This window comes from Pseudooceanicola sp. HF7 (assembly GCF_011806405.1).
Classification (GTDB): domain Bacteria; phylum Pseudomonadota; class Alphaproteobacteria; order Rhodobacterales; family Rhodobacteraceae; genus Pseudooceanicola.
On the sequence record NZ_JAATOW010000027.1, the window covers coordinates 12,611 to 24,736 of the forward strand.

At 65.1% G+C, this 12,126-nt stretch carries 10 protein-coding genes; 5 read left to right on the plus strand and 5 right to left on the minus strand.

All coding sequences use genetic code 11. The features are described 5' to 3' along the window. The first annotated feature begins 105 nt into the window (after positions 1-105). From HCZ97_RS14560 to HCZ97_RS14570, 3 genes are all read left to right on the plus strand, one after another. Positions 106-1,524 (plus strand): efflux RND transporter periplasmic adaptor subunit, encoded by a 1,419-nt coding sequence (locus tag HCZ97_RS14560; RefSeq protein WP_167689447.1) that lies wholly within the window; start codon positions 106-108, stop codon positions 1,522-1,524. After that, positions 1,521-5,090 (plus strand): efflux RND transporter permease subunit, encoded by a 3,570-nt coding sequence (locus HCZ97_RS14565; RefSeq protein ID WP_167689448.1) that lies wholly within the window; start codon positions 1,521-1,523, stop codon positions 5,088-5,090. The genes HCZ97_RS14560 and HCZ97_RS14565 overlap by 4 nt, the downstream gene beginning before the upstream one ends. 169 nt (positions 5,091-5,259) lie before the next feature. After that, positions 5,260-6,066, plus strand: coding sequence for an SDR family NAD(P)-dependent oxidoreductase (locus HCZ97_RS14570; protein WP_167689449.1), 807 nt, complete (start codon positions 5,260-5,262; stop codon positions 6,064-6,066). Positions 6,067-6,248: 182 nt separating this feature from the next. Here HCZ97_RS14570 and HCZ97_RS14575 read toward each other — a convergent pair whose 3' ends face one another. Beyond that, on the minus strand, positions 6,249-8,075 hold the full coding sequence (locus HCZ97_RS14575) for an ABC transporter ATP-binding protein/permease (RefSeq protein ID WP_254871548.1): 1,827 nt from the start codon (positions 8,073-8,075) through the stop codon (positions 6,249-6,251). Positions 8,076-8,151: 76 nt separating this feature from the next. Here HCZ97_RS14575 and HCZ97_RS14580 point away from each other — a divergent pair, with 76 nt between their 5' ends. Continuing rightward, a complete protein-coding gene (locus HCZ97_RS14580; RefSeq protein ID WP_167689450.1) occupies positions 8,152-8,523 on the plus strand; it encodes a helix-turn-helix transcriptional regulator in 372 nt (123 codons plus the stop codon). Here the strand turns inward: HCZ97_RS14580 and HCZ97_RS20875 are convergent. Continuing rightward, positions 8,504-9,550 carry a LysM peptidoglycan-binding domain-containing protein gene (locus HCZ97_RS20875; protein WP_167689451.1) on the minus strand — a complete coding sequence of 349 codons (1,047 nt, stop codon included), beginning with the start codon at positions 9,548-9,550 and terminating at the stop codon, positions 8,504-8,506. The genes HCZ97_RS14580 and HCZ97_RS20875 overlap by 20 nt on opposite strands. 452 nt (positions 9,551-10,002) lie before the next feature. Here HCZ97_RS20875 and HCZ97_RS14590 point away from each other — a divergent pair, with 452 nt between their 5' ends. Further along, positions 10,003-10,554, plus strand: a complete 552-nt coding sequence (locus HCZ97_RS14590; RefSeq protein WP_167689452.1) for a TIGR00730 family Rossman fold protein — start codon at positions 10,003-10,005, stop codon at positions 10,552-10,554. A 13-nt stretch (positions 10,555-10,567) separates the two neighbouring features. On the opposite strand, the gene HCZ97_RS14595 is transcribed toward HCZ97_RS14590, so the two are convergent. The 3 genes from HCZ97_RS14595 to HCZ97_RS14605 form a co-directional block, all read right to left on the minus strand. Then, positions 10,568-11,017, minus strand: a complete 450-nt coding sequence (locus tag HCZ97_RS14595; RefSeq protein WP_167689453.1) for a host attachment family protein — start codon at positions 11,015-11,017, stop codon at positions 10,568-10,570. Then, complete coding sequence (locus HCZ97_RS14600) at positions 11,017-11,244, minus strand: hypothetical protein (protein ID WP_167689454.1); 228 nt, start codon at positions 11,242-11,244, stop codon at positions 11,017-11,019. The genes HCZ97_RS14595 and HCZ97_RS14600 overlap by 1 nt, the downstream gene beginning before the upstream one ends. A gap of 178 nt (positions 11,245-11,422) precedes the next feature. Continuing rightward, positions 11,423-12,022 (minus strand): superoxide dismutase, encoded by a 600-nt coding sequence (locus HCZ97_RS14605; protein WP_167689455.1) that lies wholly within the window; start codon positions 12,020-12,022, stop codon positions 11,423-11,425. Positions 12,023-12,126: the final 104 nt, after the last annotated feature.

The following is a 12,126-nucleotide window of genomic DNA, read 5'->3' on the forward strand; positions in this document are numbered from 1 at the left end:
GAAAAGTGAGACGATCAGTTTAGTTTAAGGGCGCAAAAGACTTGTATTAAGGCGCAGTCTCTCTAACTCGGGTTGAACCATTTCGCGAAACTTCGGGTGCAGATTATGCGATTCATTTCTCTCCTTTCTGCCATTCTCGTCGTGGCTGTCCTTTATCTTGTTCTCATTGAACGCGACGCGCTTTTCACCTTTGCCCGTGGCGAGGGGCTCGATGCGGCCATCGCCGTCGCGCGCGAAGACGACGCCCCCGCCGGCAGCGCAGAAGCCGCCGAAGCGCCCGTGACCAACCCCGCCGAAACGCCCGGGCCCGCCGACGCCCCCTCTGGCGATGCGATGTCCAACGCCGTCATGGAGGAGACCCCAGAGGCGGCCAGCGAAGAGGCCGGCGCAGATCAGGGCGCGCCGATCCGCGTTGTCGCCCTGAAGTCCATCGCCCGCCCGCTCGACAATTCCATCCAGCTGCGCGGCCAGACCGAAGCCGCCCGCCAGGTGGAGCTGCGCGCAGAGACAAGCTCGACCGTGCTGTCCGCCCCGATCTCCAAGGGCACGCTGGTCAGCCAGGGCGATCTGCTGTGCAAGCTTGATGCCGGCACGCGCGAAACCTCCCTGGCCGAAGCCGAGGCCCGCCTGGCCGAGGCAGAGGCCTCCGTGCCCACGGCAGAGGCCCGCGTGATCGAGGCAGAAGCGCTGCTGGAAGAAGCCCAGATCAACTATACCGCCGCCGACAAGCTGTCAGAGGGGGGCTTTGCCTCCTCCACCACCCTGGCCTCCCGCCGTGCCGCCGTGCGCTCTGCCGAAGCCACGCTGAGCGCCGCCAAGGCAGGGCTGTCCTCGACCGAGGCCTCCATCTCTGCCGCGCGGGCCACCGTGGCCGCCGCCGAGAAGGAGATCGAGCGCCTGCAGATCCACGCCCCCTTCGACGGGCTGTTGGAAAGCGATACGGCCGAAATCGGCGCCTACCTGCAGGCCGGCGGGCTGTGCGCCACGCTCTATGACCTGGATCCGATCCGCCTGACGGGCTACCTGCCCGAGACAGAGGTGGAACGCGCCAACCTTGGCGCCCAGGCCCGGGCCCTTCTGACCGCCAGCGGGCGCGAAGTCACCGGCAAGGTCACCTTCCTGTCGCGCTCTGCCGATCCCACCACCCGCACCTTCCGCGTTGAGATCGACGTGCCCAACCCCGATCTCGCCATCCGGGACGGGCAGACCGCGACCATCTCCATCGCCTCGGGCGGGGTAGAGGCGCATCTGCTGCCGCAATCCGCGCTGACCCTCAACGATGAAGGCGAGCTGGGCGTCCGCGTCGTAGGCAAGACCTCTCTGGCGGAATTCGTGCCGGTTGAGATCCTGCGCGACAGCGGGCGCGGCATCTGGGTCACCGGCCTGCCCGACCAGGCCGACGTGATCGTCATCGGCCAGGAATACGTGGTCGCCGGCGTGCCCGTGCTGGCCAGCTACGATCTGCCCGGCGCGGGAGAGGGCGACCTGGCCCTGCCCGATCTGACCGACGGGGCGGGCCAATGACCGGCCTGGTCGACTGGGCCGCCTCCCGCGCCAGGATGATCCTGGCCTTCATCGCGCTCTCCATCGCCGCCGGGGCCTATGCCTATGCCACCCTCCCCAAGGAGGGCGAGCCGGACATCGAGATCCCCGCGCTCTTCGTCTCCGTCCCCTTCATGGGCATCTCCGCCGAGGACAGTGAGACCCTGCTGATCAAACCCATGGAGACGGAGTTTTCCGACCTCGACGGGCTCAAGACCATGACCTCCACCGCCGCCGAAGGCTATGCCGGCGTGGCGCTGGAATTCGAATTCGGCTGGGACAAGACCAAGACCATGGCCGACGTGCGCGACGCCATGGGCAAGGCCGAGGCGAATTTCCCCGAAGGTTACGACAGCTACTCGGTGAACGAGATCAACTTCTCCGAATTCCCGATCATCATCGTGAACCTCACCGGCCAGGTTCCCGAACGCACCATGGCCCGCATTGCCGAGGACCTTCAGGAAAAGCTGGAAAGCCTGGACGCGGTGCTGGAAGCCGGCATCGCGGGCAATCGCGACCAGATGGTCGAGGTGGTGATCGATCCCATCCGCCTGGAAAGCTACAACGTCACGGCGGCCGAACTGCTGGCGGTGGTGCAGAACAACAACCAGCTGATCGCCGCCGGGGATATCGACAGCGCGGCAGGCAGCTTTGCCGTCAAGATCCCCGGCTCCTTCGATGAGCTGCAGGACATCTACGAATTGCCCGTCAAGCTGAACGGCGACCGCGTAGTCACGCTGGGCGACCTTGCCAGCATCCGCATGACCTACGAGGACCGCACCGGCACCGCCCGCTTCAACGGCGAAACCACGATTGCCCTGCAAGTCGTCAAGCGCAAGGGCTTCAACATCATCGACACCGCCACCCGCGTGAAGGAGGTGGTCGCCGAACAGCAGGCGCTCTGGCCACAGGAGCTTCAGACAGCCGTGCACATGGGCACCTCCAACGATCAGAGCCGCGTCGTCGGCTCCATGGTCGAACAGCTCGAAGGCTCCGTGCTGACCGCCATCGCTCTGGTGATGATCGTGGTTCTGGCCGCCCTGGGGCCGCGCCCCGCCGTGCTGGTGGGTTTTTCCATCCCCACCTCCTTCCTGCTCTGCTTCGTGCTGCTCTCGATCATGGGCATCACCGTGTCCAACATCGTCATGTTCGGCCTGATCCTGGCCGTGGGGATGCTGGTGGACGGCGCCATCGTGGTGGTCGAATACGCCGACAAGCGGATCTCCGAAGGCACCGGGCCCATGCATGCCTACGTGGAGGCCGCAAAGCGCATGTTCTGGCCCGTGGTCAGCTCGACCGCGACCACGCTCTGCGCCTTTCTTCCGATGCTCTTCTGGCCCGGCATCGTGGGGCAGTTCATGGGGATGCTGCCGGTCACGCTGATCTTCGTGCTCTCGGCCTCGCTGATCGTGGCGCTGATCTACCTGCCGGTGATGGGCGGCGTGATCGGCCGCCTGGCCCGCGCCTTTGACGGCTCCGCCGCCTGGCTGCGCCGCACGGCCCCCGCCTGGCTGCGCCTTGCGCTGGTGCCCCTGACGATCCTGGGCATGTACATGGGCGCCATGCTGACCATCAATCCCGGCTACCTGTCGGGTGAGCCGATGATCGGCGCGGGGCCCATGGCCTCCCTGCCCGGCATCCTGCTTTTCCTGCTGGCCACCTTCGCCACCTCCATCGTGATGGGCTCCGTCCGCCGCCCGGCACGCGCCGGCGCGGTCAGGACCCGCAGCCGCACGCCCTTCGGCTGGCTCATGTGGGCGATCACGGCCAACCCCGTCATGCCCATCGTCACCGCCGTGGCGGTCGTAGGCTTCGTCGTCGCCACCTTCGGCTACTACGGCTCCCACCAGAAAGGGGTCGAGTTCTTCGTGGAAAGCGAGCCCGAGCAGGCCATCGTCTACGTCCGCGCCCGCGGCAACCTTTCGCTGCAACAGAAGGATGCGCTGGTTGCCCAGGTCGAAACGGTCATCCTGCGCCACCCCGGCGTGAAAAGCGCCTTCGCCTTCGCCGGTGAAGGCGGGCTGGACAGCAACACCGGCGGGGCCGAGCCGCCGCTGGACACCATCGGCCAGATCAACCTTGAGATCATCCCATGGGAAGACCGCAGCGACCGCCCCGACCTGGACGGCAACCGCGTGATAGACGAGCTCACCGCCGCCGCCGAACAGATCCCCGGCATCAAGATAGAGATCCTCGCAGGCGACATGGGCCCGGCCTCGGCCAAGCCGGTGCACCTGCGCCTTAAGGGCGATGACTGGGACACGCTAATCGCCGCTACCGAACTGGCGCGCGACAAGTTCGAACAGATCGGCGGGCTGACCCTGATCGAAGACACCCTGCCCCTGCCCGGCATCGACTGGCAGATCGACGTTGATGTCGAAAAGGCAGGCCGCTACGGCGCCGATGTCGCCACCGTGGGCGCCATGGTGCAGCTGATCACCCAAGGGCTTGAGCTGGACACGATGCCCGTCGAAACCTCGGACGAGGAAATCTCCATCCGCCTCCGCCTGCCGGAAGAAGACCGGGTGCTCTCCACCCTGGATACGCTCAAGGTGCGCACCCCGGAAGGGCTGGTGCCGCTCTCCAACTTCATCACCCGCCGCCCGGTGGAAAAGCTGGCCCAGATCAAGCGCGTCGACCAGACCCGCTATTTCGATGTGAAGGCCGCCGTGGAAACCGGGCTGACCACCACCACCACCGCCCCGCGCACCGGCGAAACGATCGAGGTTCCGATGACCCCGAACGAACGGATCGAGCGTCTCACCGAATGGCTCGACAGCGGCGTGCTGCCGGCGGGGATCGATTACGAATGGACCGGCGACCAGGAGGACCAGGCGGAATCCGAAACCTTCCTGATGACCGCCTTCTCTGCCTCGCTGGCGCTGATGTTCATCATCCTGCTGGCCCAGTTCAACAGTTTCTACAACTCCGTGCTGGTGCTGCTGGCCGTGGTCATGTCCACCGCCGGGGTGCTGATCGGGATGCTCGTCATGGACCAGGCGTTCTCCATCATCATGACCGGCACAGGCATCGTCGCGCTGGCCGGGATCGTGGTGAACAACAACATCGTGCTGATCGACACCTACCAGGAATATTCCGCCTACATGCCCCGGATCGAGGCGATCATCCGCACGGCAGAGGATCGCATACGCCCGGTGCTGCTGACCACGATCACCACCATGGCCGGGCTGGCCCCGATGATGTTCGGCCTCAGCCTGGACTTCCTGGGCGGGGGCTATTCCATCGACAGCCCCACCGCGCTCTGGTGGAAACAGCTGGCAACGGCGGTGGTCTTCGGCCTGGGCATCGCCACGGTGCTGACCCTGGTCTTCACGCCCTCGATGCTGGCGCTGCGGGTCTGGGCCGGGCACTACGTTCTCTGGATCGCGCGCGGGCTGGCCTCGCTCTCGCTCGGGCGCTCATCACAGGCCGCGCAGGACTGGGCCCTGCGTCGCGCCGCCCGCCGGGTCAAGCATCCAGAGATCCTCTGGCCGCTGGAAGCGCCGCTCGACACGCCGGACAGCCAGGGCCTGCGCGCCGCCGAATAGGCCCGCGCATTCGGCCCCAGGACTGCCCCACAGCCCCTGCAATTGCGCCTGTGCCCCCGCTTGACGCGCTCAGGACCCCCGCTGCCCGGAACAGGCACCGGGGGTCTTTTCGTTCTCTTCATGACACCGGCAGACCCTCCCCCTGTCGGCCTGATGGAAAGGACACCCCATGACGGATATTTCCGAAACCGACCGCATCCCCAATCCCGGCCTTGACCGCTTCACCGGCAAGACGGTGATCGTCACCGGCGCCAGCACCGGCATCGGGCGCGCCACCGCCCGCCGCTTTGCACATGAGGGCGCCAATGTCACAATGGTGGCGCGCTCTGCCGATGACCTGAAAGAGGCCGCCCGCGACCTGCCCGAAGACCGCGTGCTTCTGCTCTGTGCCGACATCGGCAAGGAAGAGGACACCACCCGCGTCGTGCGCGAAACGGTGGAGCACTTCGGCGCGCTGGACGTGCTGGTCAACAACGCCGGCATCGCGGCCTCCGGCGCGATCGACGAAATGCCGGTCAAGGATTGGGAGCGCGTGATCGGCACCGATCTCACCGGGCTCTACCTGATGACCCGCGCGGCCTGGGGGGCGCTGAAAACCTCTGGCGGCAACGTGGTCAATACCTCCTCCGTGTCGGGCACCGGCGGGGACTGGAATATGTTCGCCTATAACGCAGCCAAGGGCGGCGTCACCAACCTTACCCGCTCGCTGGCGCTGGATGCGCGTGACAGCGGCGTGCGCGTCAACGCGGTGAACCCCTCGATCACCCGCACGGCGCTGACCGATGGCATGTTCGACAACACGGAGCTGGTCGACAAGTTCATGGAGCGCCTGCCCCTGGGCCGCCCGGGCGAGCCCGCAGACGTGGCCGCCGCGATCTGCTTCCTGGCCTCGGCCGATGCGGGCTTCATCAACGGGGTGAACCTGCCCGTGGATGGCGGGCTTTCCGCCTCCAACGGCCAGCCGCCCCAGGCATGAAACTGAACGCGGGCGCCGGAGGTGATCCCCCGGCGCCCGCGCTAATTTCAGAGATGCCCTAACAAGACCTTCCGCCAACGTGCGGAGCGCACCGACGTGATACCGACGTAATACCGACGCAAAACAGACGTGGTACCGACGCCATTTTCAGGCCCAAATCACCCTGGAAAAAACGCCCCTCCTCAGGCGGCTTCCTCCGCCTCCGCCGACTGCCGCGCCCAAAGCGCCGCGTAGCGCCCGTCCCGCGCAAGCAGGTCGACATGGGTGCCCTCTTCGACCACAAGTCCTTTTTCCAGAACGACAATTCGGTCCGCATCCGCGATGGTGGACAGGCGGTGCGCGATGGTCAGCACCGTGCGCCCCTCGCCCGCACGCGCCAGCGCCGACTGGATCTCGCGCTCGGTATCGGTGTCCAGCGCGCTCGTCGCCTCGTCCAGCAGCAGCACCGGCGGGTTCTTCAGCAGCGTCCGGGCAATCCCCACGCGCTGCTTCTCCCCGCCCGAAAGCTTCAGCCCACGCTCGCCCACCCGGGTCTCGTAGCCCTCCGGCAGGGACATGATGAAGTCATGGATCTGCGCTGCCTGCGCGGCCTTGATGATCTCCTCCTCGGTGGCATGTTCGCGGCCGTAGGCGATGTTGTAGCCCACCGTGTCGTTGAACAGCACCGTGTCCTGGGGCACCACGCCGATGGCCCGGTGCAGGCTGGCTTGGGTGACGTCCCGCAGGTCCTGCCCGTCGATCCGGATCGCCCCGCCGGTCACGTCGTAAAAGCGGAAGAGCAACCGCCCGATGGTGGATTTGCCCGACCCCGAAGAGCCCACAAGCGCCACCTTCTGACCCGGCGCGACCCGCAGGCTCACACCCTTCAGGATCTCGCGCTCCGGGTCATAGGAAAAGCGCACGTTATCCAGCACCACTTCGCCGCCCGAAACCGCAAGCTTGGCCGCGCCCGGCTTGTCCTGCACCTCTGCGGGCTGGTCCAGAAGGTGGAACATTTCCCCCATGTCCACAAGGCTTTGGCGGATCTCCCGGTAGACGGTGCCCAGCATGTTCAGCGGCATGGTGATCTGGATCATGTAGCTGTTCACCAGCACGAAATCCCCCACCGTCAGCGTGCCGTTCTGCACGCCGATCGCGGCCATCACCATGACCACGACAAGCCCCGCCGTGATCAGGACCGACTGGCCGAAGTTCAGGAAGGCCAGCGAATAGGCCGTCTTCAGGGAGGCCGCCTCGTAGCGTTCCTGGGCATGATCGTAGCGCCGTGCCTCGCGCGCCTCCGCGCCGAAATACTTGACCGTCTCGAAGTTCAGAAGGCTGTCGATGGCCTTCTGGTTGGCATCGGTGTCCTGGTCGTTCATCTCCTTGCGCAGCTTCACGCGCCATTCCGTCACCTTGAAGGTGAAGGCGGTGTAGAAGGCGATGACCACGGCCACCACGAGGACATAGGTAAAGTCGAACATCACCGCCAGGACCACGGCGATCATCGCCAGTTCCAGGATCAGCGGGCCGATGGAAAACAGCATGAAGCGCAACAGGAACTCGATCCCCTTGACGCCGCGCTCGATGATCCGGCTCAGCCCCCCGGTCTTGCGCGTCAGGTGATAGCGCATCGACAGGCGGTGGATATGGGTGAAGGTCTCAAGCGCCAGGGCCCGCAGGGCGCGTTGCCCCACCCGGGCAAAGACCACGTCACGCAGCTGCTGGAAGCCCACGGACATCAGGCGCGCGAAGCCATAGGCAACCGTTAACCCCACTGCCCCGATACTCAGCAACCAGGCCGCGCTGTCCCCGCCATCCTTGGCAAGCGCATCCACGGCGGCCTTGTAGAGAAACGGCGTACCAACCGCGACCAACTTCGCCACGAAAAGGATCACCAGCGCCCATGACACGCGCCGCCGCACCCAGGCATGTTCCTTCGGCCAGAGATAAGGCAGGACACGGGCCACGATCTTGCCGCCGTTCTTCGGCATCTCCGTGGTGGTCACATGCGAATGGCGTAGGCTCATGCCCGGCTCTCCTCTTGTTTGCCCGGCTCATATAACCTATCGTCCAATAGTTCAACGTTTCATGAGAAGTTGAAAGATGCAGCGCCAAGAAGCCCTCGACTGTCTTGCGGCCCTCTCGAACGAGACGCGGCTGGATATTGTCCATTTCCTGGTCCGCCACGGGCCAGAGGGCGCCTCTGCCGGCCATATCGCGCAGACGGTCTCTGTCTCCGCCTCGCGGCTGTCCTTCCACCTGAACGTGCTGGAACAGGCGGGCATCGTCGCGCCGGAGCGGCGCGGGCGCATGGTGTTCTACCGGGCGCTGCGGGACCGCATCGGCGGCACCATCGGCTATCTGCTGTCCGATTGCTGCGCGGGCGATACCAACGTGCGCTCCTGCTGCCTGAACGAGATGGCCCAACAGGCCGTCACGCCGGAGCGCAAGGGCTTCAATCTGCCCCAGGAATAGTGAAGACCTGGCCGGGATAAATCAGGTCAGGGTCCCGGATCAGCTCCCGGTTCGCCTCGAAGACACGCACGTAAAGCACGCCGTCACCGTAGTTTTCCCGCGCAATGGCCCAAAGCGTATTGCCCGGCTGGATCGTCACTTCGGACACCGGGCTGCCCGCCTGGCCGGCCTCTTCGCGGGCCTGTGCGATCTGGGCAGGTGCGGCGCGTTCAAAGGGCGTTTCCACCCGGCTCATGACCGCGCCCTCGCTGTCCACCTCATCCACGCGCAGCGTGTAGACACCGGGGATCACCCCCGGCACGCGGCTTTCCCAGCTGCCCTCAGAGGACACCTCTGCCGTGGCCTTCAGCACCCCGTTCAGGTAGCCACGCACGAAGCTGCCGGGGCGCGCCCGGCCCTTCAGCATCACCGCGCCATCGGCGTCATAGGCAATCGTGGACAGCTCCACCCCCTCGGCGCCAGTCGGCGCGTCGGGCTGTTGCAGCACCTGCACGTCACTGCCATCGGCCAGCAGGACCGTCGGGGTTTGCGGTTCGGCGGGGGCCGTGCCCTCTGCCGCCATTTCCGGGCTTTCCGCGGCAGGCTCCGGCAGGTCCGTTTCGCCCTCAGGCAGGGCTGTCAGCTGCTCGGGGCTTTGCGGCGGGGTCGCGGCGGGCTGCACCAGCTCCGGCGCGCCGGCCACCATGACGCCCCCGGCTGCGGGATTGGGCGACAGGATCACCTGTTGCGCGCCATCGGTGCCCGCAGTGCCATCTGTGCCAGCGCCGCGCAGGGTCAGGACCTGCGGCGTCTCGCTGAGGCCAAGGGACAGGAAGCTGACAAAGCGCCCGTCCGATCCGGTCCGCGCGCTTTGCAGCTCGTTGCCGTCGATCAGGATGGAGATCTCTTCATTCGGGGCGCCCTGGCCGGCGATCAGCGCCGTGCCATCGGGCTCCACCCGAACCACATCGAAACTGGGTGCGGGGGCCGAGGCAACCTCGGCCAGGGGCGCGGCCTCTTCGGCGGTGCCCGGCGGGACCTGCTCCACGGCAGGCTCACTCAGCGCCGCAGCAGTTGAAGCATCACTTTCACTTCCCGCCGCAACTGGTTCTTCTGAAACACTTTCCTGGGGCTGGGAAAGGGCGGCCGGCGCCGCATCCGCGACCTCAGGCTGGGCGACTGCCGGGCTCTCAGACCCACCTTCAACGGGGGTCTCAACGGGTGCCTCCGCCCCGGCTTCAGGACTGACGGCGGCCTCCGTGACCGGGGTTGTTTCCGCACTGTCGCCATAAGGACCGATCCAGCCCATCCAGATCGCACCCCCCCCCGCCACAAAGGCGGTGGTCACGACGGCAAGAGCAGGTCCGGCGTTAAATTCCCCAGGCATCGTGACAGAATTCCTTGATATTCCCCATGCATACCGCCTGTTGAGCGGTTGAGCACATATAGCAAGAAGGCTATCACCGATCCAAAGAAATCGCAGCCAGCGGGGAGTCCGAAATGACGAAAGCGTCGATCTGTGTCTATTGCGGCTCACGCCCGGGTGCGAAACAAGCCTATGCGGAACAGGCAAAATCCCTGGGCGCCGGGCTTGCGGGCCGCGGCTGGCGGCTGGTCTACGGCGCCGGAGACGTGGGCCTGATGGGCGAAGTCGCCCGCGCCGCCCAGTCGGCCGGGGCAGAGACCTTTGGCGTCATCCCCGAGCATCTGGTCAAATGGGAAGTCGGCAAGAGCGACCTGACCCGCTACGTGGTCACGGAGACCATGCATGAGCGCAAGAAGGTCATGTTCGTGAATTCCGATGCCGTCGTTGTCCTGCCCGGCGGAGGCGGCACGCTTGACGAGTTCTTCGAGGTCCTGACCTGGCGCCAGCTTGGCCTGCATGCCAAGCCGATCGTGCTGATCAACGTCGAAGGCTATTGGGATCCCCTGCTGACGATGCTGGATCACATGGTCAGCCAAGGGTTTACCGACAGGGCCGTGATCGAAAGCATCACGGCGGTCGGGGATGCCGAAGGCGCTCTGCGCGCCCTCGGCTCTCTTCTGGACTAGGCGTCCCGCCTCTTCAGACGTTTTCCGCCTTCAGAAGCTTCTCGATCTCATCCACGGGGTGGTTGGTCATGCTCTTGGGCACCTCGGCGATGACCTTGTCCGCCACCTCCTTGTGCAGGGATTTCCTGAGCTCTCCCAGCGTCTTGGGCGGCGCGATCAACACGATTTTCTCGAAGCGGCCACGGTGGGCCAGCTTGTAGAGGATATCGGCCATCTCGTCGGCAAAGCGCTCCTTCGCCAGCTCGTGCCAGTCCGTGTCGTCCATGGCAGAGCGCTGGCCGACGCCGGTATCGGCCTTGCGGCCGGGGCGATTGGCGCTTTGTTCGCGGTCAGAGGGGTTCTCCTGCTCTTCCTTGCGAATGACCTCAAGGTTGGGGTCTTCCGCATCGGTGATGTTGCGCAGAAAGATGGCCTTTTCGCCATCCGCTACCATCACCCAGCAATCGTTGGGAATATTCGCCATCACACTTTCTCCTTGTCGCCGGACTCATTGCGATCCTGGGCCAGCGGGCGGGTCTTCTCGCCCGGGCGCGTGTTCAGCCCCTTCTTCTCATCGCGGGTGCCGACCTTGGTCTGCAACTCACCGCCCTTGCGGCCCTGCTGGCCGGCCGGGGACATGTCTTCGGGGCGCTCGCCAAGGACCTGTTCGGTCTCTCGGGTGCCGTCCTTGGATTTCTTGCGTTCGGCCATGGTGCTCCTCGCTTTCCTTGGTTTCATCAAGACAACGCCTGCCACGGCCTGCTGTTCCCTCGGGCAGGTTCAGCCCCCACCAAATCCGCGGTCCTCTGCCGGGCCTCAGCCGAAACCCGCGCATGAAAAAAGGCGCGGGGAAATCCCCACGCCTTTCCAGTGCCTTGACGGGCGAAGCTTACATGCGCGAAGCGACGTTTTCCCAGTTCACCAGCTTGTCGAGGAAGTTCGACAGGTAGGCGGGGCGCTTGTTGCGGAAGTCGATGTAGTAGGAGTGTTCCCACACGTCGCAGCCCAGCAGAGCGGTCTGGCCGAAGCAAAGCGGGTTCACGCCGTTCTCGGTCTTGGTGACCTTGAGCGAGCCATCGGTGTCTTTCACCAGCCAGGCCCAGCCAGAGCCGAACTGACCCGCGCCTGCGGCAGAGAAGTCTTCCTTGAACTTGTCGACGGAACCGAAGCTCTCGGTGATGGCCTTCTCCAGCTCACCGGGCATGCCGGTCTGCGCGGGGCCCATCATTTCCCAGAACTGGTTGTGGTTCCAGAACTGCGAGGCGTTGTTGAAGATGCCGTTCTGGGCAACAGCGTTTGCGTCGTAGGTGCCCTTGATGATCTCTTCGACGGATTTGCCTTCCCACTCGGTCCCGGCAATGGCCTTGTTGCCGTTGTCGACATAGGCCTTGTGGTGAATGTCGTGGTGATATTCCAGCGTTTCCTTGGACATACCCAGGTCTGCAAGTGCGTCGTGGGCGTAAGGAAGATCGGGAAGTTCAAAAGCCATTTGGGGCCCCCTTTTCTTGGAGTTAAGAGTTACTCTCGGGCATAGATGGTATGCCGTCGTGCAGAAGGTCAAGGGTATTTGGCCCTGCAAGGCTGCACAGGCGT

Excerpts from the sequence above, each read along its gene's own strand:
- HCZ97_RS14560 (WP_167689447.1), top strand. The coding sequence starts at position 106 with ATGCGATTCATTTCTCTCCTTTCTGCCATTCTCGTCGTGGCTGTCCTT.
- HCZ97_RS14565 (WP_167689448.1), top strand. The coding sequence starts at position 1,521 with ATGACCGGCCTGGTCGACTGGGCCGCCTCCCGCGCCAGGATGATCCTG.
- HCZ97_RS14570 (WP_167689449.1), top strand. The coding sequence starts at position 5,260 with ATGACGGATATTTCCGAAACCGACCGCATCCCCAATCCCGGCCTTGAC.
- HCZ97_RS14575 (WP_254871548.1), bottom strand. The coding sequence starts at position 8,075 with ATGAGCCTACGCCATTCGCATGTGACCACCACGGAGATGCCGAAGAAC.
- HCZ97_RS14580 (WP_167689450.1), top strand. The coding sequence starts at position 8,152 with ATGCAGCGCCAAGAAGCCCTCGACTGTCTTGCGGCCCTCTCGAACGAG.
- HCZ97_RS14590 (WP_167689452.1), top strand. The coding sequence starts at position 10,003 with ATGACGAAAGCGTCGATCTGTGTCTATTGCGGCTCACGCCCGGGTGCG.
- HCZ97_RS14595 (WP_167689453.1), bottom strand. The coding sequence starts at position 11,017 with ATGGCGAATATTCCCAACGATTGCTGGGTGATGGTAGCGGATGGCGAA.
- HCZ97_RS14600 (WP_167689454.1), bottom strand. The coding sequence starts at position 11,244 with ATGGCCGAACGCAAGAAATCCAAGGACGGCACCCGAGAGACCGAACAG.
- HCZ97_RS14605 (WP_167689455.1), bottom strand. The coding sequence starts at position 12,022 with ATGGCTTTTGAACTTCCCGATCTTCCTTACGCCCACGACGCACTTGCA.